The sequence below is a fragment of the Jiangella mangrovi genome, assembly GCF_014204975.1.
GTDB classification, from domain to species: Bacteria; Actinomycetota; Actinomycetes; order Jiangellales; family Jiangellaceae; genus Jiangella; species Jiangella mangrovi.
This window is the reverse complement of sequence record NZ_JACHMM010000001.1, coordinates 2,253,790-2,276,295: the sequence shown is the minus strand read 5'-3', so window position 1 is coordinate 2,276,295 and position 22,506 is coordinate 2,253,790. Positions and strand designations below refer to the sequence as shown.

Genomic DNA, 22,506 nt, shown 5'->3' with positions numbered 1-22,506 from the left:
AGTATGACAACTGCGATCGACGTCGCCGGCGTCGTCAAGACCTTCGGGCCGGTCCGCGCCCTCGACGGCCTGGACCTGAGCGTCACCACCGGCGAGGTCCACGGGTTCCTCGGTCCCAACGGGGCCGGCAAGTCGACGACGATCCGGGTCCTGCTGGGCCTGCTGCGGGCCGACTCCGGCACCGTGCGGCTCCTCGGCGGCGACCCCTGGAACGACGCCGTCGCCCTGCACCGGCGGCTCGCCTACGTCCCCGGTGATGTCAACCTGTGGCCGAACCTCTCCGGCGGCGAGGCCATCGACCTGCTGGGCCGGCTGCGCGGCGGGCTGGACGAGAAGCGCCGCCAGGAGCTGCTCGAGCGGTTCGACCTCGACCCGACGAAGAAGGGCCGCACCTACTCCAAGGGCAACCGGCAGAAGGCGGCGCTCGTCGCGGCGCTGGCGTCCGACGTCGAGCTGCTCATCCTCGACGAGCCGACCTCGGGCCTCGACCCGCTGATGGAGGCCGTCTTCAACGAGGTCATCGACGAGTGGAAGGACGACGGCAAGACGGTGCTGCTGTCCAGCCACATCCTCACCGAGGTCGAGAAGCTCTGCGACCGCGTCAGCATCATCCGCGCGGGCACCATCGTCGAGTCCGGCACGCTGGCCGAGCTGCGGCACCTCACCCGCACGGCCATCGCGGCCGAGACCGCGCAGCCGGCCACCGGGCTGGACCGGCTGCCCGGCATCCACGACCTCGACGCCGAGGGCACCCGGGTGCGGTTCAGCGTCGACACCGCGCAGCTCGACGGCGCGATCAAGCACCTCACGCAGTTCGGCATCCAGACGCTCACCAGCCAGCCGCCCACGCTCGAGGAGCTGTTCCTGCGCCACTACGGCGACGAGCTGGCAGCCGAAGAGGCCCTGGCGTCGTCGTCGGAGGTCTCGTCATGAGCGTCGCCACCGCCGACCCGCGACCTCGTCAGCACGCGGCCGCACGGTCCGGCGGGAGCACCCTGACCGGCACCGGCACCATGATCCGCTTCATCCTGCGCCGCGACCGCGTCAGGCTGCCCATCTGGATCGGCGCCATCGTGCTGTCCGTCGTCGGCAGCCTGCCGGCCTTCCCCGAGACGTACCCGACGGCGGCCGACCGGCAGGCCCGCGCCGAGCTGCTGAACAACCCCGCCACCGTCGCCCTGACCGGCCCCGGCTACGGCACCGACGACTACACGTTCGGCGCCATGACGGCCAACGAGCTGCTCGGCTTCGTCGCCATCGCCATGGCGCTGATGAGCGTGCTGCTCATGGTCCGGCACACCCGCGCCGAGGAGGAGACCGGCCGCACCGAGCTGCTGCGCGCCGGCGTCCTCGGCCGGCACGCCACCACGACCGCCGCGTTCACCGTCGTCGCCGGCGCGAACCTGCTGATCGGCCTGCTGCTCGCGGTGCTCATGCCTCCCACGCTGGCCGAGCTGTCGCCGTCGAGCTCGCTGCTGTTCGGGGCCGCCGTGGCCTCGGTCGGCCTCGTCTTCACCGGGGTGGGCGCGCTGGCCGCCCAGGTGACCGAGCACGCCCGGGCGGCGACGGGGCTCGGGGCGGCCGCCGTGGGCGTGGCGTTCGCGCTGCGCGCCATCGGCGACGTCGGCAACGCGGCGCTGTCCTGGATCTCGCCGATCGGCTGGGCCCAGCGCACCCAGGTGTACGTCGACGACCGGTGGTGGCCGTTGCTGCTGTCCGTGGCGCTGACGGCGGTGCTGGTCGCGCTGGCGTTCGCCACCACCAGCCGCCGCGACGTCGGGGCCGGCCTGGTCCCGCCGCGGGCCGGCCACCCGCGGGCCGGCGCCGGGCTGTCGTCGCCGTTCGGCCTGGCGATGCGGCTGCAGCGCGGCGGGCTCATCGGCTGGGGGGTCGGGCTGCTGGTGTTCGGCCTCGCCTACGGCAGCCTGGCGTCGTCGATCGAGGAGTTCGTCTCGGACAACTCGGCGCTGCAGGACATGCTGGGCGACGCCGACACCCTGATCGACGGCTTCATGGCCATCGTCGTGCTCATGCTGGCGCTGCTCGCGGCCGCCTACGGGCTGACGGCGGTGCTGCGGCTGCGCAGCGAGGAGACCGCCGGGCGGGCCGAGCCGGTGCTGGCGACGGCGGTGTCGCGGGTCCGGTTCGCGGGCAGCCACATCGCCGTCGCGCTGGGCGGCAGCCTGCTGCTCATGCTGGCCGGCGGGCTGGGGCTGGCCGTCACGGCGTCCCTGGCGCTGGACGACGCGAGCGTGTTCGGCACGCTGTTCGGCGCCTCGATGGCGCACCTGCCGGGCATCTGGCTGGTCATCGCCATCGCCGTCGCGCTGGTGGGGCTGGCCCCGCAGCTGGTGCACCTGTCCTGGGTGGTCCTGACCTACGGCGTGGTGGTGGGCGTGCTGGGTGGTTTCTTCCAGTTCCCCGACTGGGTGACGAAGATCTCGCCCTTCGAGGCCGCTTCTCATCTTCCAGGAGGAGACCCGGGGAAGGTAGCGCTTGTCATAATGGTTGTGCTAGCGGTCGCCCTTCTCGGGATCGGTCTGCTCGGCTTCCGCCGGCGTGACCTGACGACGACCTGAACCGGTAGCTGGGGGAACCAGGTGGCACATCCGTCAGTCGTGGACGAACCGGCGCAGGTTCCTGCGCCGGTCGGTCCGCATACCCCGTCCGACTACGTCCGGTGGCTCTTGCGGCGCATTCGCACGCCGCGGCGTCCCATCCTCATCGTCGAGATGGTCATCCTCGCCGCCGTCTACGGCATCTACTCGCTGATCCGCAACAACGTGCCCGACGACCAGGCCCGCGCCATGGCCAACAGCGTGCACGTCTGGAGCGCCGAGCAGAGCCTCAACATCGACTTCGAGCTGTGGCTCAACCACACCGTGCACGCCGTCGAGTGGCTGACGGTCTCCGTCAACTACTTCTACGTGTTCCTGCACTTCGTGGTCACCGGCGCGGTGCTGGTGTGGCTGTTCCTCAAGCACCCCGGCCGGTACAGAGCCGCGCGGACCGTGCTGGCGTTCACCACCGCGCTGGCGCTGTTCGGCTACTACCTGTTCCCGCTGGCGCCGCCGCGGCTGCTGCCGTCCGGGCTGTTCTACGACACCGTCGCGTTGCACGAGACCGTGGGCGCGCTGACGTCGGGCGACCTGCAGAACCTGTCGAACCAGTACGCCGCCATGCCGTCCATGCACGCCGGCTGGTCCATGTGGTGCGGCATCGCCATCGTGATGTTCGCCCGCCGACGGTGGGTGCGCACGCTGGGCGTGCTGTATCCGCTGGCCACGGTGCTGGTCATCACGGCCACCGCCAACCACTACGTGCTCGACGCCGTCGGCGGGTGGGCCACGCTGGCCGCCGGGTTCGCGCTGCAGCGGCTGCTGCACGGCCGCTCGGTCCATGCCTTCACCCAGCACGTGCCGGCGGTTCCGTAGGCTTCATTCCCATGGGCGACTGGGAGGGCGTGCGGCTGCACGTCGTCACGGGCAAGGGCGGCACCGGCAAGACGACGGTGGCCGGGGCGCTCGCCATGGCGCTGGCCGCCGGGGGCCGTCGCGTCCTCGTCGCCGAGGTCGAGGAGCGGCAGGGCCTGGCCCAGCTGTTCGACGTGCCGCCGCTGGGCTACGAGGAGCAACGGGTGGCGTCGGCGCCGGGTGGCGGCGAGGTATACGCGCTGGCCATCGACGCGCGTGAGGCCATGCACGAGTACCTCGCCATGTTCTACCGGCTCGGCCGGGCCGGGCGGGCGCTCGACAAGCTCGGCTTCGTCGACTTCGCCACCACCATCGCGCCGGGCCTGCGCGACGTCCTGCTGACCGGCAAGGCCTACGAGGCCACCCGGCGGCGCACCGGCGACCGGTACGCCTACGACGCCGTCGTGCTCGACGCGCCGCCCACCGGCCGGGTGGTCCGGTTCCTCGACGTCACCACGTCGGTGTCGTCGCTGGCCCGGGTCGGCCCCATCAACCGGCAGGCCAACTCCATCACCGACCTCATCCACAGCCCGCGCACGGCCGTGCACGTGGTCACGCTCCTCGAGGACATGCCCGTGCAAGAGACCGCCGACGCCGTCGCCGCCCTGCAGGCCGCGCAGATCCCGGTGGGCGCCGTCGTCGTCAACCAGGCCCGGCCGCCGCACCTCGCGGCGCGCTCGCTGCCCGCCGCCCGGCGCGGCCGGCTCGACCACCACGCGGTGCTGGCCGGGCTGCGCGCCGCCGGGCTCCCCGCCACCGACGACGTGGTCGACCTGCTCACCCGCGAGGCCGCCGACCACGCCGAGCGGACCGCGCTCGAGAAGACCCAGCGGGCGCTGGTCGACGACCTCGGCCGGCCCGTGTACGAGCTGCCGCGGATCGCCGGAGGCATCGACCCCACCGCCCTCTACGAGCTGGCCGACACCCTGGCCGAGCAGGGTGCCGTGTGAACCCAGGACCACGGGCGGCCAAGCCGCCACACTTCGACGTCGACCGTCTCATCGACGACCGTCGCATCCACATCGTCGTCACCTGCGGCTCCGGCGGCGTCGGCAAGACGACGACGGCGGCCGCCATCGCGCTGCGGGCGGCCGAGCGGGGTCGCAAGGCCGTCGTGCTGACCATCGACCCGGCCCGGCGGCTGGCGCAGTCCATGGGGCTGTCCGAGCTGGACAACACCCCGCGCGCCGTCAAGGGCGTCGACGGCGAGGCCGGCGGCAGCCTCGACGCGATGATGCTGGACATGAAGCGGACCTTCGACGAGGTCGTCGAGGACCACACCACGCCGGACCGCGCCCGGCAAATCCTGGCCAACCCCTTCTACCAGGCGCTCTCCTCGTCCTTCGCCGGGACGCAGGAGTACATGGCCATGGAGAAGCTGGGGCAGCTGCGGGCCCGCCCCGACTGGGACCTCATCGTCGTCGACACCCCGCCCGCGCGGTCGGCGCTGGACTTCCTCGATGCCCCCGAACGACTCGGCTCGTTCCTCGACGGGCGGCTGATCCGGCTGCTCGGCGGGACGGCGCGCGCCGGCGGGCGTACCTATCTCAAGCTGCTGCACGCCGGCTTCAACGTCGTCACGTCGACCCTCACCAAGATCCTCGGCGGCGAGCTGCTGAAGGACGTCTCGACCTTCGTCAACGCGCTCGACACCATGTTCGGCGGCTTCCGCGAGCGGGCCGAACAGACCTACGCGCTGCTCAAGCGGCCCGAGACCGCGTTCATCGTGGTGGCGGCGCCCGAGCACGACGCCCTGCGCGAGGCCTCCTACTTCGTCGACCGGCTCTCGCGCGACGCCATGCCGCTGGCCGGGCTGGTGCTCAACCGGGTGCACGCATCCGGGGCTGCCGGCATCGGCGAGGAACAGGCGGTGGCGGCGGCCGAGCGGCTCGAGGCGTCCGGCGGGGAGCACACGCTGACGGCGGCCCTGCTCCGCCTGCACGCCGACCGGCTGAAGGTGGCCGCCCGCGACGAGCGCATCGGCGAGCGGTTCAGCGCCGCGCACCCCGAGGTCCCGGTGACCCGTATCCCGGCGCTGGCCGGCGACGTCCACGACCTCGACGGCCTGCGCCAGATCGGCTCCCTCTTCGACGCCGGCTGAGGGGCGTGCTCTCACCGCGTCTCAGGCATCACTTCTGTGTGGCCGTGACCTGACGGCGCCAGTGATCGCACCGGCGGTGGCCAGCGAGAACGACGCGACGTACGCCCCCACCACCGGGTTCACCCAGCCGGGAACGATGTCCAACGTGTAGCCGTCGTCCCACCGGCACACCTCACTCAGTGGGACGAGTGTGGATCTGGCTTCCACGAGGTCGTCGGAGCCGTCCCACTCCTCGGCCTCGTGACGGTTGTCCCTGCACGTCGCGTTGGCGTCACCCCCCGCCAGGAGGCCAAGAAGCACGAAGATCGTCGGCCATACCGCAGCGGCCCCCAGGATGACCAAGACTGTCAGGCTCCAGTCCCGGAGTGCCTTCATGCGCGCTACGCGCCGCTGCGTGTCCGGCATCAGTGGAATGGCGCGGGGGCCGCGCCTCGTGAGGCGCGGCCCCCGCACGGCCGTCGGCGCTAACGCGCCGGCAGCAGCTCTCCTGGCAACACCTCGCCCGGCGAGAAGACCGCGCCCGGCGGGAAGGTGAAGGTGTCACGCCAGTCTTCGCCGTCCTCGTCACCCTCTTCGTCGCCGTCCTCGCCGCCGAAGGTCGGCGGCTGCGTGGCGGGACCGCCGGAGACGTCGTCGTCGGCGGGAGCCTCACCGTTGCTCACGACGAGGCCGATGTTGCTGCCCGAGGCGACCTCGGCGCCGGCGCCGGGGTCGGTGCTGACCACGACGCCCTCCTGTAAGTCCGAGTTCACCTCACCGGAGATGCCGGCGCTGAAGCCCTCGGCCTCGAGGGTCTCGATGGCCGCGTCGGTGTCCATGCCGCGGACGTCGGGCACCCGTACGGTGACGCCACGGATGGTCTCGGGGTCGGGTGCGGTGAACTTGATCTCCTCGGCGCCGTCGAGGGCACCGTCCATCATCTGCTTCCAGATGGGACCGGGGATGCAGCCACCGCACGCCTCGCGGATGCGCTCGCCGTTGTAGGTGCGGCCGTCCAGCGTCTCCAGCCGGCCGTCGACATCGGCGACAGCGACGGCGGTGGCCAACTGCGGGGTGTAGCCGACGAACCAGACGGCGATGGCGTCGTTGGTGGTACCGGTCTTGCCGGCCGCCGCACGACTGTCGTCGAGGCGCATGCGGTTGCCGGTGGCGCCGGGGTTGTCGATGACGCCCTGCAGGACCGAGTTGACGGCGTCGGCGACCTCCGGCTCGATGACCTTCTCGCAGGTCGGCTGGGTGTGGTCGACCAGCACGTTGCCCGCGCTGTCGGTGACCCGGACGACGGAGGTGGTCGGGCAGTGCACGCCGCGGTTGGCGAACATCGCGTAGCCCGCGGCCATGGACAGCGGCGAGACCTCGTTGGCACCCAGGGTGAACGAGGGCACCTGGTTGAGCGGCTGCACCGCACCGTCGTCGTCGAGGTCGGCGCGCATGACACCGGCGCCCTGGGCGATGGTGGCCGGGAGGCACAGCCCGGTGCGCTGCTCGAGCTGGGCGAAGAACGTGTTGACCGAGCGCTCGGTGCCGGTGCGGAGGTTGAAGGTCCCGCTGCCGGTGGAGTTCTTCGGCTTCCAGGTCTCGGTGCTGCGGATGCGGCCGTCGCACGTGCTGAACGAGTTCACCCGGAGGCTGACCTGCTGTGGGGCGTTGATCGAGGTGTTGAGCGGGATGCCCTGGTCGATGGCGGCGGCCAGGACGAAGGCCTTGAACGTCGACCCGGACTGGATGCCGTTGCCGCCGCCCATGTTCTCGTCGGCGGCATAGTTGATGCTGCTGACGCCGTTGCCCTCGACCCCGTAGGTGCGGGAGTTGGCCATGGCGCGGATGTATCCGTTGTTCGGCTGGACCGTGGCCAGCGAGCCGATCGCACTGTCCGTGGGAGCGACCCGGTCGGACACCGCCGCCTGAGCGGCGTCCTGCGCGCTGCGGCTGATGGTGGTCTCGACGCGCAGGCCGCCGCGCTCGAGGAGGTTCTGCCGCTCCTCGGGCGTCTCGCCGAGCTCGGGCATGGTGAGCAGCTCGTGGACGACGTAGTCGCAGAAGTAGCCCGCGTAGGAGGGCACGCAGCCGTTGGGCGTGGAGCTGAGGACCAGCCCGAGGTCGGTGGCGCGCGCCTCGGCGGCCTCCTGCTCGCTGATGCGGCCGGTGGCGGCCATGCGGTTGAGCACGACGTTGCGGCGGCCGAGGGCGGCCTCGGGGTCGCGGGTGGGGTCGTAGGCGACCGGCTGCTGCACGATGCCCGCGAGCAGCGCGGCCTGCGTGAGCGTGAGCTCGGCCGCGGTGGTGGAGAAGTACGTCCGCGCCGCCGCCTCGATGCCGTAGGAGCGGGAGCCGAAGAAGGCGATGTTGAGGTAGCGCTGGAGGATCTCGTCCTTGGTGAGCTCCTGCTCGACCTGGACGGCCATGCGCAGTTCCTCGAGCTTGCGGCGGTAGCCCTCGACGCCGGTGCTGGCCTGGACCTCCTGGACCTCTTCGGCACTGGTGGCCTGCGACACGCGCACCTGCTTGACGTACTGCTGGGTGAGCGTGGAGCCGCCGCCCTGGGTCTCGCCCGCCTCGACGTTGCGCAGGAACGCGCGCAACGTGCCCTGGATGTCGATGGGGCCACGCTCGTAGAAGCGGTCGTCCTCGACGGCGAGGATGGCGTCCTTCATGACCGGCGAGATCGCGTCGAGGCCGACCTCGACGCGGTTCTCCTCGAAGAACGTCGCCAGCGGCTGGCCCTCGGAGTCGACCATGTAGGAGGTCTGGGCCATGGGGCCGGGTTCGAGGTCGGCCGGCATGGCGGCGAAGGTGTCGGCGCTCTCGCGCGCGGTCAGGCCGAGTCCGGCGACCACGGGCAGCGCGAGGCCGGCCAGGAGGACACCGCACAGCGCGGCAACCCCGGCAACGAGCAGAACACGGCGTACCGTGGCAACGACGGCGGAGGGACGTATCGCCATGGACGGCAAGCTTACGTCGTTATGCCACACTGTCTCTAACTGACAGCCGGGCGTGCCTGTAGCTATCAGATCGGCCGCGGGGCGGCCATCGTCCAACCGGCTGATCTATTTTCGGTCGATCAGGGTCTGTTCATGACCCGCGTGTTTGCATAGCGTCACGTCATCGGGGTGAACTAGAGAGGGTTTGGTGTGTTCACCAAGTTGACGGGGGTGACTGCCGGATGACATGGATCGATGACTGGACCAGCTTGGCGGCGTGCCGCAGCAGCGAGCCGGACGAGCTGTTCGTCCAGGGCGCTGCGCAGAACCGGGCCAAGGCCGTGTGCCTGGGCTGCCCGGTGCGCACGGAGTGCCTGGCCGACGCGCTGGACAACCGGACCGAGTTCGGTATCTGGGGTGGCATGACGGAGCGCGAGCGCCGTGCGCTGCTCCGCCGGCGTCCTGAAGTCGACTCCTGGCGGGGCCTGCTCGAGGCCGCGCGCGACGAGTACGCCATCAAGGCCGGCTGAGACCCCACCACTGAGAACGCCGAGGCCCCGGGCGTCACGCCCGGGGCCGGCGTATGTCCGCAGGCGTCATCCCGGGCTCCAGTAGTCGTCCACCAGCGTCCGGTGCCACCACGCACCGGTCTCGCGGCGCTCCTCCCGGCTGGTGAACCGGTACCGGTAGAGCCGGGCGCGGACGTGCGCTGGCGGCAGGTGCGGGAACGGGTTGTGCCGCAGCAGCCGCGCGGTCGCCGGGTCGTCGTCACGCAGCTTCAGCAGCAGCGCCGGGAACCAGGACCGCGCGTAGCCCGGCGAGATCGCGGCGAACCACATCAGCCAGTCCAGCCGCAGGTGGTACGGCGCGAACTGGCGCGGCAGCCGGCGCGGGTCGCCGGGTTTGCCCTTGAACTCGTACTCGTGCCAGACGGTGCTGGGCCGGACCACCGGGTCGGCCGTCCCCTCGAGGACGACCTCGTACCGGGTCCGGGTGACGCTGCCGAACGCCCCGTACGTGTTGACCAGCAGCAACGGGTTGAAGCTGGTGTTCATGACCTGCCCGCTCGAGACCAGGTTCCGCACCGGCCACCAGCTGAGCACCGCCAGGACGGCCGCGAGTGCGACCACGACCGCGACGTACCAGGCCGGCGGATCGTCGAGGCCCGACGCCGGCGGAGCCACCGGCAGCAGCCACGCCCACGCAGAGCCGCCCACCGCCGTCGTCGCCACCACCATCGTGAGCACGTTCAGCCAGGCGAAGTTGCCGCTCAGCACCAGCCAGCCCTGCGTCACGATGACGACGACGGCGGCGCCGGTCCGCACCGGCTGCGGCGCGAACAGCAGGAACGGCACGACCAGCTGGGTCACGTGGTTCGCCGCCGCTTCGGCCCGGTGCGCCCAGCGGGGCAGATGGTGGAACCACCAGCTCAGCGGGTTCGGCATCGGCTGCGTCTCGTGGTGGTAGTACAGACAGGTCAGGTCGCGCCAGCACCGGTCGCCGCGCAGTTTGATCAGCCCGGCGCCGAACTCCAGCCGGAACAGCACCCACCACAGCGCCACCAGCACGATCAGCGGCGGCGGCATCGCCGACGGGCCGAGGAAGATCGCCAGGAAGCCGGCCTCGCAGAGCAGCGTCTCCCAGCCGAAGCCGTACCAGACCTGCCCGACGTGCACGATCGACAGGTACAGCGCCCACGGCACGGCCCACGCGGTCAGGTGCGCCCACAGCGGCAGCCCGTCGGCCAGGCCCACCAGCAGCGCCGCCGACCACAGCACGCCCAGCCATCCCACGGCCGCGAAGAACCGGTCGGAGTAGTGCAGCTGGAACAGGCTCGGCGCCCGGCGGAACGGCACACGGTCGACGAACCGGGGCACCGGCGTGAGGCCGCGCTCGCCGATGAGCGCGCGGAACTGGTTCACGGCGCTGAGGAACGCGACCAGGTAGATCACGGCCAGCGCCCGCTGGAAGACCAGCCGGCTCAGCCAGTAACCCTCCGCCGAGAACCAATTCATGACAATGCGCCTCGCGGGTAGGGTGCCCTGCCACGACGCACACAAACCCCTGACAGCATGGACCGGTGGCTGACGTCGACTTCGCGGGCGCGGTGGTCTACGCGATCCCCATGCGCACCCGGTTCCGAGGCATCACCCTCCGTGAGGGGATGGTGTTCCAGGGGCCGGTCGGCTGGGGCGAGTTCTGCCCGTTCGCTGACTACGACGACGCCGAGTGCGTGCCCTGGCTGGCGGCCGCCGTCGAGCAGGCCACACTCGCCCCGCCGTCGGCCGTCCGCGACCGCGTCCCGGTGAACTGCACGGTTCCCGCCGTCGAGCCGGCGCGGGCGCACGAGATCGTCGAGGCGTCCGGCTGCACGACGGCGAAGGTGAAGGTCGCCGACCACCCCGACTCGCTGGCCGAGGACCTGGCCCGGGTCGAGGCGGTGCGCTCAGCGCTCGGACCGGGCGGGCAGGTCCGGGTCGACGCCAACGCGGTCTGGGACGTCGACACCGCTATCCGGTCGCTGCGGCTGCTGGACCGGGCGGCGGACGGACTGGAATACGCGGAGCAGCCGTGCCGGACGCTGGACGAGCTGGCCGCCGTCCGCCGGGCGCTGGACGTGCCGATCGCGGCCGACGAGTCCATCCGCCGCGCCGACGACCCGCTGCGCGTCGCCGTCGCGGGCGCCGCCGATGTCGCCGTCATCAAGGGGACGCCGCTGGGCGGGGTCCGGCGCGCACTTCAGGTGGCCGAGGCCGCGCGGCTGCCGTGCGTGGTGTCGTCGGCACTCGAGACCAGCGTCGGGCTGGCGGGTCAGCTGGCGCTGGCCGGCGCGCTGCCATCGCTGCCGTACGCCTGCGGCCTCGGGACCCTCTCGCTGCTCACCGGCGACCTGGTCGACGACGGCGTCAGCCTGCGGCCGGTCGGTGGGTCGCTCCCCGTCCCGCAGCTGCCGCCGTCGCCGGACCCCGCGCGTCTCGAGGAACACCGCCTGACCGACCCCGCACGCGAGCGCTGGTGGCGCGAGCGCCTGGCCCGCGTCCGCGCCCTCGCCGCACTCTGATCCCCGCACCCATCGTCGGAATGATCACGTTCACCACTCGATCAGGTGCGACACGAGGCCTGCGGTCCTCGTGATGCGCGGAGCATCCTCGTGATACCCCGGTCACCGCCGCGGGTTCGCGGGAAAACGATTGCCGGGTGGTGGCCGTGTCACGTCACGAGGCGATTCCCTGCTTCGCGAGGGCCGCAGACCTCGTGAAGCAGGGAATCGGGTGGTGAACGTGATCATTCCGAAGGCGGCGGAACTCGTGCGGTGGGAATCAGCGGCCGAGGGCGGCGTGGCCCTGAGCGAAGAAGCGGTCCGGGTCGTAGGCCGTCTTCACCGAGCAGAGCCGCGCGTAGTCGGCAGGGGTGTAGGCCGCCGCCGTGCGCGAGGTGTCGGCGAGGAAGTTGAGGAACGCGCCGCCGATGCCGTGCGGCCGCAGCGGGTCCACGAACTCCGGCTTCGGCTGGTCGAGGATGATGCTGAACGGCACGCCGCGGTGGCCGGCCGGGCCGGCGTCGGGGCCGGGCCGTCCGGTGGCGCCGTCCCAGTGCCGGATCTCCACCGTCGAGCCGGCCTCGGCGGCGGCCACGACGGTGTCGAGGACCTCGTCGCCGAGGGCGGGGAAGAAGTCGAAGAACCGCGCCGGGGTGCCACCCATGGCGGCGTCGGCGTAGTCCATGCTCCGGTAGCCGTCGACCAGCGCCGGGCCCGCGGCCAGGCGCAGCGGGCGGAGCAGCCGCTCGGCGTCGTCGGCGCGGCCGGTGTAGAGGGCCTTGATGCCGACCGCCCGGCGGCCGCGCAGCTCAGCCGGCATCGCCTCGACGTCGGGGATGCGCGACAGCATGACCGCGCTGCTCATCTCGTCGGGCGCGGCGGCGGCCCAGTCGCGGTAGACCCGCAGCGCCTCGCCGGCGCGGTCGATGTCGAACCAGGAGATGCCGCCGTAGACCTGTGCGACCGGGTGGACGCGGAACTCCAGCGACGTCACGACGCCGAAGCCGCCGCCCCCGCCGCGGATCGCCCAGAACAGCTCCGGGTGCCGGTCCGCGGTCACCGTCAGCAGCCGGCCGTCGGCGGTCACGATGTCGGCGCTGACGACGCTGTCGGCGGCGAACCCGTGCTTGCGGGCCAGCCAGCCCATGCCGCCGCCGAGCGTGTAGCCGGTGACACCGACGGCAGGAGACGACCCGGACAGCGGCGCCAGCCCGTACGGCCGCGTCGCCTCGAGCACGTCGCCCCAGACGGTGCCGGGACGGACCCGGACCACCCGGCGCCGCGGGTCGACGAAGACCGAGGACATCGCCGTCGTCTTCAGCAGCAGGCCGCCGTCGTTCGGGACGTAGGTGCCGTGGCCGGTCGCCTGGACCGAGAACGGCAGGTCGTGCTCGCGGGCCGTGCGCACCGCGGCCTGCACGTCCGCCGTCGACCGCGCCTCGACCACGACGGCCGGCCGCGGGTCCAGCGTGGGCAGCAGCGGCTTGCGGTGCTCGTCGTAGCCGGCGTCGCCGGGCTGGTGGACGGTGCCCGCGATCGCGCCGCTCAACGCGACGGCGGCGGTAGACTGCTGGTGCTGGATCGTGATCGTCATCGTGTGCTCCCTCGGTGCGGTCTACCGGTACGTCGTCCGGCGGGACCGGATTTCGACATCGCCGGCGAAATTTCTTCCGACGACTTCACGATCGCCGCGAGGAGGGTTCCCTGACATCCGTGCTGAGCACGGATCGACCACGGAATGCGGTCAGTAGGAGGTGGGGGCGCCCAGCTCGGCCAGGGCGGACAGGCCGCGGGTCCGATGCGCGCCGCCGGCCAGCAGCAGGCTGCGCGCCCACTGGTAGCGGCTGGCGGCCGCGTCGAGGTTCTCCGCCGCCGCGAGCACGCCGTCGGTGTCGCCGTCGGCCAAGGCGGCAGCCCGGTCGACGAGCGCGCCGGCCACGACGTTGTCGGTGGTGAACAGCCTCGCGCGGTCGATCCGCTCGGCCGCGTCGGGAAGCCCGGCCAGCGTCGCGGCCTCGGCCCAGGCCGCGGCGTACCAGGGCCGCCAGATCAGCTCGAACCAGCCCCGGAACTCCTCGGGCTCGCGGTGCAGAACGGCCACGGCGTCGTCCGGGTGGCCGAGGTGCAGCGCCTCGAGGGCGGCGAAGACGCTCTCGACGGCGCGCTGGTCGTGCGGGCGATGGACGGCCGACGCCACGCCGGCCTCGACGTCGCGCCAGACCGCCTGCTGGGCGGTGTCGCCGCGCGCGCCGTGCACGGACCCGAGGGCGGCCGCGACACGGCGCAGTGAGGGGATCCGTGGCCGCCCGGCCCGCTCCCAGCTCTCGCGGAACAGTTCGCCGACGGCGACCGCTTCGGCCCAGTCGCCGCTCAGCACCATGACGACGGCGAGCCGGGCCGTCCCGACGTGGGCGACCTCGCGCTGCGCCGGCAGGTCGCGCAGCGTCTCGGCGGTCTGCCGGGCCAGACGCAGGTCGCCGGCCGCGATCGCGGACTCCGTCGCCATGCCGTAGGCGTCGGACAGCTCGAAGCCCTGCTCGGGGTCGAGCGGCCCGGACAGCAGCTCGGTCCGCTCCAGCGCGCTCGCCAGCGCCGCCCGGGCCTCGCCGCGGGCCAGCCGCAGCCCGGTGAGCTGGTCCAGCGCCGCGCTCTCGACCACGGCGTCGCCGCTCGCGCTGGCCAGCTCGAGGGCCCGTTCGGTGCGGACGACGGCGTCGGGCTCGTCGGCCGCGGCGGCGAACGCCTCGACGACGGCGATGCGAGCCAGCACGCCGGGGTCGTCGCCACCCAGCCGCCGCGCGTCGGCGAGCCAGCCGGCCGCCGTCTCCTCGGACGGCACCTCGGCCAGGATGCCGGCGGAGCGGTGCACCAGCTCGGCCGCGTGGGCGAGCTGGCCGGCCGCGGTGACCGGAGCCCCGGAGCGTTCCGCGGCGGCCGCGGCGGCGAGGTGCAGCCGCAGGGCGTCGGCGCCGGCCAGCCGCGAGCGGGCCGAGCCGGCGGCCAGCCGCAGCGCCGCCGCCTCGCTAGCGTCGTCGGGCGCGAGGGCGGCGGCCTGCTCGAACCGGCGCTGCGCCTCGCCCGGCAGCCCGCGCCGATGACACAGCCGCCCGACGAGCAGCGCCACCTCCATGGCCGACGGGGTCGGCGGCAGTTCGCCGTCCCCAGCCGTGACCCAGCCGAGCGCGGCGTGCAGGTCGTCGGCGAGCCGGTCGACCCGGCCGCGCCAGTCCGGCGTCGCGGGATCGGCGGCCAGAAGCGCGGTCCCCTCGTCCGCGCACCAGCGCAGGTGCGCGTTCCGGACGTCCCCCTCCTCACCGGCCGCCGTCAGCAGCTCGGCGCCGTACTGCCGGATCGTCTCCAGCGCGAGGTAACGGGTCCCGTCGCGCCCGGCCACCGGGACCAGCAGGCTGTGGTCGGCCAGCGCCGCGAGCTCGGCCACGACCGAACCCCCGGTGACGCCGTCCGCCACCACCGCGTCCGCGGCCGCCACCGAGAACGGCGCCGCGAACACCGAGACCCGGCGCAGCACCGCCCTGCCGGGCTCGTCGAGCAGGTCGTGGCTCCAGTCCAGCGCCGAGCGCAGCGATCCGTGCCGCCCGCCGCCGCGGCGAGCGCCGTCGAGCAGCCGGAGCCGGTCGCCGAGCCCGCTCTCCAGACCGTCCAGTCCGACCGACGGCAGCCGGGCGGCGGCCAGCTCGATCGCCAGCGGGCTGCCGTCGAGCGCGGCGCAGATCGCCGCCACCCGCCCTTCCACGTCGGCGCCGTCCGGCATCACGGCACCGGCGGCGCGTGACCGCTGCTCGAACAGCGCCACCGCGTCGTCGCCGAGACCGCCGATGGGCACCACCCACTCGAACGGCAGCAGCAGCCGCGACCGGCTGGTGGCCAGCACCGTCAGCCCGGGCGACGCGGCCAGCAGCGGCTCCACGAGGTCGGCCACGCCGTCGACGACGTGCTCGCAGTTGTCCAGCACGAGCAGTGCCCGCCGGCCCGCCGCCCACGCGGTCACCGTCTCGGCCACGCTCCGGCCCGGCTGCTCGCCCAGGCCCAGGGCCGCCGCCACCGCGGCCGGCAGCGCCTCGCCGTCGGGCACGGGCACCAGGTCGGCGTACCAGGCGCCGCCCGGGAACAGGTCCGCGACATCGGCGGCGACGGCCAGCGCCAGCCGGGTCTTACCCACGCCGCCGGGCCCCACCGCCGTCACCAGCCGCTGCTCGGCCAGCGCCGACGCGACCGCGGCCCGCTCGGCCACTCGGCCGACCAGCGAGGTCAGCGGCGCGGGCAGCGCCGGAGCCGTCGACGCACCGCCGTCGGCGCCGCCCGAGGACTCCGCCACCGACGGCGCCAGCGCGGCCAGCGCCCGCCGGTCGCCGGCGCCGAACTTGCGCAGCAGCGCGGAGACGTGGCTCTCGACGGTGCGGACGGAGATGACGAACCGGCCCGCGATCTCGGCGTTGGTCAGGTGCTCGCCGAGCGCGGCGAGGACCTCGGCCTCGCGCGCGGAGATCTCCGGCCGCTCCACGCCGCCATTCTCACCCATACCGAACTCACGCAGGAGGAGGCGCCGTACTCTCGCGCGTGACCAGGCTGGTGGCGAGCTCGAGCCGCAGCGGCCGGTCCGACGTGGCCGGGTCGAGCACCGAGCGGATCGCCATGCGGGCCATCTCGAGCAGCGGCTGGCGCACGGTGGTGAGCGTCGGCGACACCCACTCGCACAGCGCGACGTCGTCGAAGCCGACCACGCTGAGCTCGTCGGGGATGCGCAGCCCGCGCCGGTGCGCCTCGGCGTACACGCCGGTGGCCTGCAGGTCCGACCCGGCGAAGAGGGCGGTCGGCGGGTCGGGCAGGTCCAGCAGCGCGCGGGCCTCGCGGGCGCCGCCGTCGGCGCGGAAGTCGCCGTAGCGGACCAGCTCGTCGTCGAACGGCAGCCCGGCCCGGCCGAGCGCGGCGCGGTACCCCTCGAGCCGCTGCTGGCTGCAGACCAGGTCCGCGGGCCCGGTGACGATGCCGATGCGCCGGTGCCCGAGGCCGATGAGGTGTTCGGTCGCGGCCAGCCCGCCGGCCCAGTTGGTGACGCCGACGGTGGGGATGGCCGGGTCGAACCCGCCGACCGGATCGACCAGCACGAACGGGATGCCGGCCGCGGTGAGCCGCCGGGTCGCGCCGGACGGCAGCGGCGACAGCACCAGCAGCACGCCGTCGGAGCGCCGCTCGGTGACGCGGTCGAGCCAGCTCTCGTCGCTGCGGCCCTCGGTGGAGGTGACGACGACGGCGGCACCGGCCCGGCGGGCCTCCTGCTCCGCACCCCGCAGGACGTCCATGGACCAGGGCGTGTTGAGCTCGGAGATGACGAGGTCGATGAGGCCGGTCCGCTCGTCCTCGGTCCGGACGCCGCGGCGCTCGTAGCCGCGCGCGTCGAGCAGCGCCTGCACCCGGGCGCGCGTGGCCGGCGCGACCTCCGTCCGGCCGTTGAGCACCTTGCTGACCGTCGCCTCGGAGACCCCGGCCTCGCGCGCGATCTCGGCGATGGTGACCCGCGTGTTGGTCACGGCGCCGGCCTGCCCGCGGCCCGCAGCCGGACGTCGTCGCGCGCGTCGACCAGCCAGGACATCGCCTCGAGGCCCTCGACGACGGGATTCGCAAGCGCGCCGACGCCGTCGACGGAGATGCGTACGACGTCGCCCGGGCGCAGCGTCCACGGGGCGGCCGGGACCAGGCACGTGCCCGTCGTCAGGACGGCGCCGTCGGGGAACACGTCGGCGCGCAGCAGGAAGGACACCAGCTCGTCGAAGCGACGGCGCAGCTGCACGGTGCTCGCCGTCCCCGTCCAGTCCACGGCGCCGGAACGCTTGATCGACATCGAGACCGGCAGCGCGTACGGGTCGGCGACCTCCCAGGCCGGCCGGATGCCGGGGCCGACGGCGCACGCGCCGAGGTAGGACTTGGCCTGCGGCAGGTAGAGCGGGTTCTCGCCCTCGATGGTGCGCGACGAGACGTCGTTGCAGACGGTGTAGCCGGCGATCTCGCCGTGGGCGGTGACGACGACGGCGACCTCCGGCTCCGGGACGTCGATGCGGGAGTCGGCCCGGACGGCGATCGGCTCGCCGTGGCCCACCACGCGCCAGGCCACGGACTTGAAGAAGATCTCCGGGCGCTCGGCGTCGTAGACCAGCTCGTAGACCGACGCCGCCCGCTCGCTCTCCTCGACCCGCGCCTCCTCGGAGACCTTGTAGGTGACGCCGCAGGCCCAGACCTCGGTGGCGGCGTCGACCGGCGGCAGGAGCGTGACGTCGTCCACCCCGAAGGCCGCCCCGGCCGCGCCTTCCACCGTCGCCCGCACCTCCGGCAGCGGCAGCCGCCACAGCTCCCCGAGCGAGCCGACCCCGTCGAGCGTCGTGACGGTGTCGCCGTCGAGCACGCCGACGCTCGCTCCGGCTGACGACGGGGTGGCGAAGCGGACCAGCAGCACAGCGGTCTCCGATCAGTGGGATTCGCGGGGCACGCCGTCGCCGCGCGAGCCGACCAGGAAGTCGAAGTCGGCGCCGCGGTCGGCCTGCAGGACGTGCTGGGTGTAGAGCCAGCCGTAGCCCGAGTCGTGCGCCGGCGAGGGCGGCTTCCACGCCTCGCGCCGCCGCGACAGCTCGTCGTCGTCGACCTCGAGCGTCAGGGTGCGGGCGGCGACGTCGAGCGTGACGGTGTCGCCGGTGCGGACGAACGCCAGCGGCCCGCCGACCGCGGACTCCGGCGCGACGTGCAGCACGACGGTGCCGTAGCCGGTGCCGCTCATGCGGCCGTCGCAGATGCGCACCATGTCGGTGACGCCGGCACGCAGCAACTTCGTCGGGATCGGCACGTTGGCCACCTCGGGCATGCCGGGATAGCCGCGCGGCCCGGCGCCCCGGATGACGATGACGTCGTCGGCCGCGACGTCGAGGTCGGGGTCGTCGCAGACCTCGTGGTACGCCTCGGGGGTGTCGAAGACGACGGCGCGCCCGGTGTGGCGCAGCAGGCCCGGCGAGGCCGCCGACTGCTTGACCACCGCGCCGCCCGGCGCGAGGTTGCCGCGCAGCACCGCCGTGCCGGACCCGGCCGGCTGCAGCGGCTCGCTCATGGGCCTGATGACCTCGCGGTTCCAGCACTGCGCGGCGGCGACGTTCGCCCCGATCGACCGCCCCGTGACCGTCAGCGCGTCGCCGTCGAGCAGCCCGGCCTCGGCGAGGTCGCGGAGCACCACCGGCAGCCCGCCGGCGTAGCAGAAGTCCTCCATGAGGAACCGGCCCGACGGCATGAGGTCGACGACGGTGGGCACCGGCCGGGCCAGCTCGTCGAAGTCGTCCAGCGACAGCTCCACGCCGAGGCGCCCGGCGATGGCCATGAGGTGGATGATCGCGTTGGTCGACCCGCCGATGGCCGCGTTGGCCCGGATCGCGTTCTCGAACGCCGCGCGGGTCATGACCGCACTGGGCCGCAGGTCCTCGTCGACCATGGCGACGATGCGCCTGCCGGCCTCCTGTGCCACCTCGAACCGGCGCATGTCGACGGCCGGCCACGTGGCGGACCCCGGCAGCTGCATGCCCAGCGCCTCGGCGACGCAGGCCATGGTCGACGCCGTCCCCATGGTCATGCAGTGGCCGTTGGACCGGGCCATGCACCCCTCGGCCTCGAAGACCTCCTCCTGGGTCATCCGCCCGGCCTTGAGGTCCTCTTCGAACTTCCACACGTGTGTGCCCGACCCGACGTCCTGCCCGCGGAACTTGCCGTTGAGCATCGGCCCGCCGGTGACCATGACGGCGGGCAGGTCGACGCTCGCCGCTCCCATCAGCAGCCCCGGCGTGGTCTTGTCGCAGCCGGACAGCAGCACGACGCCGTCGAGCGGGTTGGCCCGGATCAGCTCCTCGGCCTGCAGGGCCAGCAGGTTCCGGTAGAACATCGCCGTCGGGCGGATCAGCGTCTCGCCCGTCGCCATGACCGGGAACTCGAGCGGGAAGCCACCGGCCTGCCACACACCGCGCTTGACCGCCTCGGCCACGCGGTTCAGGTGCGCGTTGCACGGCGCCAGCTCCGACCACGTCGACGCGATGCCGATGACCGGCCGCCCGTCGAACACCTCGGAGCCGAACCCCTGGTTGCGCATCCAGGACCGGTAGATCATGCCGGAACGGCCGGCCGCCCCGAACCAGGCCTGACTGCGGCGAACGTGGTCGTGCGTCACGACATCACTCCAACGGCCGAAAGTTTCGGAATCCTCACCGTAACGAGCGTCACAGTCTCACGTCAATGGCGCGACATCAACCCACGTCCAACCCTTGCGGTCCCACTCGACGCAGGCCTAGGGTGGCCACGTCTCTGAAGAAACTTTCGGCTGGAGGCCGCGCGCATGAACGACTACACCCCCACCCGCGAGGACAGGTTCTCCTTCGGCCTCTGGACGGTCGGCTGGGAGGGGGTGGACGTCTTCGGCGGTGCCGTCCGGCCGCGGCTCGACCCCGCCACCGCCGTGCGCAAGCTCTCCGAGCTGGGCGCCTACGGCATCACGTTCCACGACAACGACGTCATCCCGTTCGGCGCCTCGGCGTCCGAGCGCGACGCCGCCCTCAAGCCGTTTCGCGCGGCGCTAGAAGAGACCGGGCTGCAGGTGCCCATGGTCACCACGAACCTCTTCTCGCACCCGGTCTTCCGCGACGGCGGGTTCACCAACAACGACCGCGACGTGCGCCGCTTCGCCATCCGCAAGGCCGCCGACCAGATCGACCTGGGTGCCGAACTGGGCGCCAAGGTGTTCGTCGCCTGGGGCGGCCGCGAGGGCGCGGAGTCCGGCGCCGCCAAGGACATCAGGGCCGCGCTCGACCGCTACAAGGAGGCGTTCGACCTCCTCGGCCAGTACATCCTCGACCGCGGCTACGACCTGCGGGTCGCCATCGAGCCGAAGCCGAACGAGCCGCGCGGCGACATCCTGCTGCCGACCATCGGCCACGCCATCGCGTTCATCAACGAGCTCGAGCACCCGGAGCTGGTCGGCCTCAACCCCGAGGTGGGGCACGAGGAGATGGCCTCGATGAACTACGCGCACGGCATCGCCCAGGCGCTGTGGCACGGCAAGCTCTTCCACATCGACCTCAACGGCCAGACCGGCCCGCGCTACGACCAGGACTTCCGGTTCGGCGCCGGCAACGCGCGCGGCGCGTTCTGGACCGTCGACGTCATCGAGTCCGGCGGCTACGACGGCCCGCGGCACTTCGACTTCAAGCCGCCGCGCACTGAGGACATGGACGGCGTGTGGGCGTCGGCCGAGGGCTGCATGCGCAACTACCTGATCCTGCGCGAGAAGACCGCGGCGTTCCGGGCCGACCCCGAGGTCCAGGAGGCGCTGGCCGCGGCCCGGCTCGACCAGCTCGCCACGCCCACCGCGGCGCCCGGCGAGACCGTCGACACGATCCGGGGCGACGAGTTCGACCCCGACGAGGCGGCGCAGCGCGGCATGGCGTTCGAGCGGCTGGACCAGCTGGCCCTGGACTACCTGTACGGCGTTCGATGACGTCCGGCTTCGTCGCCGTCGACGGGCCGCGGCTCGTCGACGGCGACGGTTCCACCCTCGTGCTCCGCGGGTTCGGCCTCGGCGGCTGGCTGAACATGGAGAACTTCATCACCGGCTACCCGTCGACGGAGTCGCTGCAGCGCAAGGCGCTGCGCCGGGTCCTCGGCGACGAGGGCTACGAGCGGTTCTTCGACGCCTTCCTCACGTCGTTCTTCACCGACGACGACGCCGCCTACCTGGCCTCGCTGGGGCTGAACTCGCTGCGCATCCCGTTCAACTACCGGCACTTCGAGGACGACGACCGGCCGTTCGAGCTGAAGGAGTCCGGCTTCCGCAGGCTGGACGCCGTCGTCGACTCGTGCGCGCGACACGGCATCTACACGATCCTCGACCTGCACGCGCTGCCCGGTGCGCAGAACCAGCACTGGCACAGCGACAACCCCACCCACTACGCGCAGTTCTGGAACCACAAGCACTTCCAGGACCGCGTGGTGCACCTGTGGGAGGCGCTGGCCGACCGCTACAAGGACCAGCCGTGGGTGGCCGGCTACAACCCGATCAACGAGCCCGGCGACGCGACCGGCGAGGTGATCGGGCCGTTCTACGACCGGCTGTCGGCCGCCATCCGCGCCGTCGACCCGCACCACGTGCTGTTCCTCGACGGCAACCGGTACTCGACGGAGTTCACCATGTTCGGCGACCCGCTGCCGAACACCGTCTACACCGCCCACGACTACGCCCTGCCCGGCTTCGTCGACGGCGGGCCGTACCCCGGCGAGAGCCGCGGCCAGTACGTCGACCGTGGCGTCGTCGAGAAGACGTTCCTGGCCCGTACGGAGTTCATGCGCAGCACCGGCACCCCGATCTGGATCGGCGAGTTCGGCCCCGTCTACACGGGCGACCCCGCGCGCGACGAGCAGCGCTACCGGCTGCTCGAGGACCAGCTCGCGCTGTACCGCGAGCACGGGGCCAGCTGGGCGCTGTGGACGTACAAGGACATCGGGCTGCAGGGATTGGTGCACGCCCGGTCCGACTCGCCGTACCTGCGGCGGATCGCGCCGGTGCTGGAGAAGAAGGCCCGCCTCGGCGTCGACGCCTGGGGCTCGGTCGACGACGGCGTGCGCTCGGTGCTAGACCCGATCGACGAGCTGTTCGAGAAGGAGTTCCCCGACTACGCGCCGTTCCCGTGGGGCCGCAAGCGCTGGGTCGACGTCCTGGTCCGGCACATCCTGCTGGCCGAGCCCATGGTCGGCGACTTCGCGCGCTGCTTCGAGGGCGTCACGCCGGACGAGGCGGCGGAGCTGGGTGCGTCGTTCGCCTTCGGCGCCTGCGACCGGCGCGAGCCGCTGGCCGAGTTGCTCTCGCGGTACGCACGCTGACATCGCGCAACTCATCACCTCGTCACCGCTGAACATACTGAGGACGTCATCATAATG

At 72.7% G+C, this 22,506-nt stretch carries 17 protein-coding genes; 9 read left to right on the top strand and 8 right to left on the bottom strand.

Features of this window, described 5'->3' with window-relative positions; all coding sequences use genetic code 11:
* Window positions 1-3 precede the first annotated feature (3 nt).
* The 5 genes from HD601_RS10595 (at window position 4) to bagB (ending at window position 5,574) form a co-directional block, all read left to right on the top strand.
* Window positions 4-933 carry an ABC transporter ATP-binding protein gene (locus tag HD601_RS10595; RefSeq protein WP_184821676.1) on the top strand — a complete coding sequence of 310 codons (930 nt, stop codon included), beginning with the start codon at window positions 4-6 and terminating at the stop codon, window positions 931-933.
* Window positions 930-2,579 carry an ABC transporter permease gene (locus HD601_RS10590; protein WP_184821674.1) on the top strand — a complete coding sequence of 550 codons (1,650 nt, stop codon included), beginning with the start codon at window positions 930-932 and terminating at the stop codon, window positions 2,577-2,579. The genes HD601_RS10595 and HD601_RS10590 overlap by 4 nt, the downstream gene beginning before the upstream one ends.
* 108 nt (window positions 2,580-2,687) lie before the next feature.
* Window positions 2,688-3,434, top strand: a complete 747-nt coding sequence (locus tag HD601_RS10585) for a phosphatase PAP2 family protein (RefSeq protein WP_184821672.1) — start codon at window positions 2,688-2,690, stop codon at window positions 3,432-3,434.
* A gap of 11 nt (window positions 3,435-3,445) precedes the next feature.
* Window positions 3,446-4,423 (top strand): ATPase BagA, encoded by a 978-nt coding sequence (gene bagA / locus HD601_RS10580; protein WP_184821670.1) that lies wholly within the window; start codon window positions 3,446-3,448, stop codon window positions 4,421-4,423.
* Window positions 4,420-5,574, top strand: coding sequence for an ArsA-related P-loop ATPase (bagB, locus tag HD601_RS10575; protein ID WP_184821668.1), 1,155 nt, complete (start codon window positions 4,420-4,422; stop codon window positions 5,572-5,574). Before bagA ends, bagB begins: the two co-directional genes overlap by 4 nt.
* A gap of 21 nt (window positions 5,575-5,595) precedes the next feature.
* On the opposite strand, the gene HD601_RS10570 is transcribed toward bagB, so the two are convergent.
* Both HD601_RS10570 and HD601_RS10565 read right to left on the bottom strand, forming a co-directional pair.
* Window positions 5,596-5,949, bottom strand: coding sequence for a hypothetical protein (locus HD601_RS10570; protein WP_184821666.1), 354 nt, complete (start codon window positions 5,947-5,949; stop codon window positions 5,596-5,598).
* A gap of 89 nt (window positions 5,950-6,038) precedes the next feature.
* Entirely contained in the window at window positions 6,039-8,516 is a 2,478-nt protein-coding gene (locus tag HD601_RS10565) for a transglycosylase domain-containing protein (protein ID WP_184821664.1), read from the bottom strand.
* Window positions 8,517-8,737: 221 nt separating this feature from the next.
* Here HD601_RS10565 and HD601_RS10560 point away from each other — a divergent pair, with 221 nt between their 5' ends.
* Window positions 8,738-9,025 carry a WhiB family transcriptional regulator gene (locus HD601_RS10560; RefSeq protein WP_184821662.1) on the top strand — a complete coding sequence of 96 codons (288 nt, stop codon included), beginning with the start codon at window positions 8,738-8,740 and terminating at the stop codon, window positions 9,023-9,025.
* Window positions 9,026-9,091: 66 nt separating this feature from the next.
* Here HD601_RS10560 and HD601_RS10555 read toward each other — a convergent pair whose 3' ends face one another.
* Window positions 9,092-10,510, bottom strand: a complete 1,419-nt coding sequence (locus HD601_RS10555; protein WP_184821660.1) for a lipase maturation factor family protein — start codon at window positions 10,508-10,510, stop codon at window positions 9,092-9,094.
* Between the two features lie 65 nt (window positions 10,511-10,575).
* Between HD601_RS10555 and HD601_RS10550 the strand changes: the two genes are divergently transcribed.
* Window positions 10,576-11,556, top strand: a complete 981-nt coding sequence (locus tag HD601_RS10550; protein WP_184821658.1) for an o-succinylbenzoate synthase — start codon at window positions 10,576-10,578, stop codon at window positions 11,554-11,556.
* Between the two features lie 259 nt (window positions 11,557-11,815).
* Here the strand turns inward: HD601_RS10550 and HD601_RS10545 are convergent, their stop codons facing one another.
* The 5 genes from HD601_RS10545 to HD601_RS10525 all read right to left on the bottom strand — a co-directional run bounded on the left by HD601_RS10545 (window position 11,816) and on the right by HD601_RS10525 (window position 19,747).
* A complete protein-coding gene (locus HD601_RS10545) occupies window positions 11,816-13,129 on the bottom strand; it encodes an FAD-binding oxidoreductase (RefSeq protein WP_184821656.1) in 1,314 nt (437 codons plus the stop codon).
* A 150-nt stretch (window positions 13,130-13,279) separates the two neighbouring features.
* Window positions 13,280-16,057 (bottom strand): LuxR C-terminal-related transcriptional regulator, encoded by a 2,778-nt coding sequence (locus tag HD601_RS10540; protein ID WP_221440804.1) that lies wholly within the window; start codon window positions 16,055-16,057, stop codon window positions 13,280-13,282.
* Between the two features lie 25 nt (window positions 16,058-16,082).
* Window positions 16,083-17,084, bottom strand: coding sequence for a substrate-binding domain-containing protein (locus HD601_RS10535; RefSeq protein ID WP_184821654.1), 1,002 nt, complete (start codon window positions 17,082-17,084; stop codon window positions 16,083-16,085).
* The gene (locus HD601_RS10530) at window positions 17,081-18,004 is read right to left on the bottom strand and encodes a fumarylacetoacetate hydrolase family protein (RefSeq protein ID WP_184821653.1); all 924 of its coding nucleotides are present in this window, start codon (window positions 18,002-18,004) and stop codon (window positions 17,081-17,083) included. Before HD601_RS10530 ends, HD601_RS10535 begins: the two co-directional genes overlap by 4 nt.
* Window positions 18,005-18,016: 12 nt before the next feature.
* Window positions 18,017-19,747 (bottom strand): dihydroxy-acid dehydratase, encoded by a 1,731-nt coding sequence (locus HD601_RS10525; RefSeq protein ID WP_184821652.1) that lies wholly within the window; start codon window positions 19,745-19,747, stop codon window positions 18,017-18,019.
* Window positions 19,748-19,912: 165 nt separating this feature from the next.
* On the opposite strand from HD601_RS10525, the gene xylA reads away from it, so the two are divergent.
* Window positions 19,913-21,070, top strand: a complete 1,158-nt coding sequence (gene xylA / locus HD601_RS10520) for a xylose isomerase (protein WP_184821651.1) — start codon at window positions 19,913-19,915, stop codon at window positions 21,068-21,070.
* Window positions 21,067-22,449 (top strand): glycoside hydrolase family 5 protein, encoded by a 1,383-nt coding sequence (locus HD601_RS10515; RefSeq protein WP_184821650.1) that lies wholly within the window; start codon window positions 21,067-21,069, stop codon window positions 22,447-22,449. The genes xylA and HD601_RS10515 overlap by 4 nt, the downstream gene beginning before the upstream one ends.
* The last annotated feature ends 57 nt before the right edge of the window (window positions 22,450-22,506 follow it).

Bases quoted from the DNA above. Each gene is read 5' to 3' on its own strand.
- HD601_RS10595 (WP_184821676.1), top strand. From the start codon at position 4: ATGACAACTGCGATCGACGTCGCCGGCGTCGTCAAGACCTTCGGGCCG.
- HD601_RS10545 (WP_184821656.1), bottom strand. From the start codon at position 13,129: ATGACGATCACGATCCAGCACCAGCAGTCTACCGCCGCCGTCGCGTTG.
- bagA (WP_184821670.1), top strand. From the start codon at position 3,446: ATGGGCGACTGGGAGGGCGTGCGGCTGCACGTCGTCACGGGCAAGGGC.
- HD601_RS10555 (WP_184821660.1), bottom strand. From the start codon at position 10,510: ATGAATTGGTTCTCGGCGGAGGGTTACTGGCTGAGCCGGCTGGTCTTC.
- HD601_RS10560 (WP_184821662.1), top strand. From the start codon at position 8,738: ATGACATGGATCGATGACTGGACCAGCTTGGCGGCGTGCCGCAGCAGC.
- HD601_RS10565 (WP_184821664.1), bottom strand. From the start codon at position 8,516: ATGGCGATACGTCCCTCCGCCGTCGTTGCCACGGTACGCCGTGTTCTG.
- HD601_RS10570 (WP_184821666.1), bottom strand. From the start codon at position 5,949: ATGAAGGCACTCCGGGACTGGAGCCTGACAGTCTTGGTCATCCTGGGG.
- HD601_RS10515 (WP_184821650.1), top strand. From the start codon at position 21,067: ATGACGTCCGGCTTCGTCGCCGTCGACGGGCCGCGGCTCGTCGACGGC.
- HD601_RS10590 (WP_184821674.1), top strand. From the start codon at position 930: ATGAGCGTCGCCACCGCCGACCCGCGACCTCGTCAGCACGCGGCCGCA.
- xylA (WP_184821651.1), top strand. From the start codon at position 19,913: ATGAACGACTACACCCCCACCCGCGAGGACAGGTTCTCCTTCGGCCTC.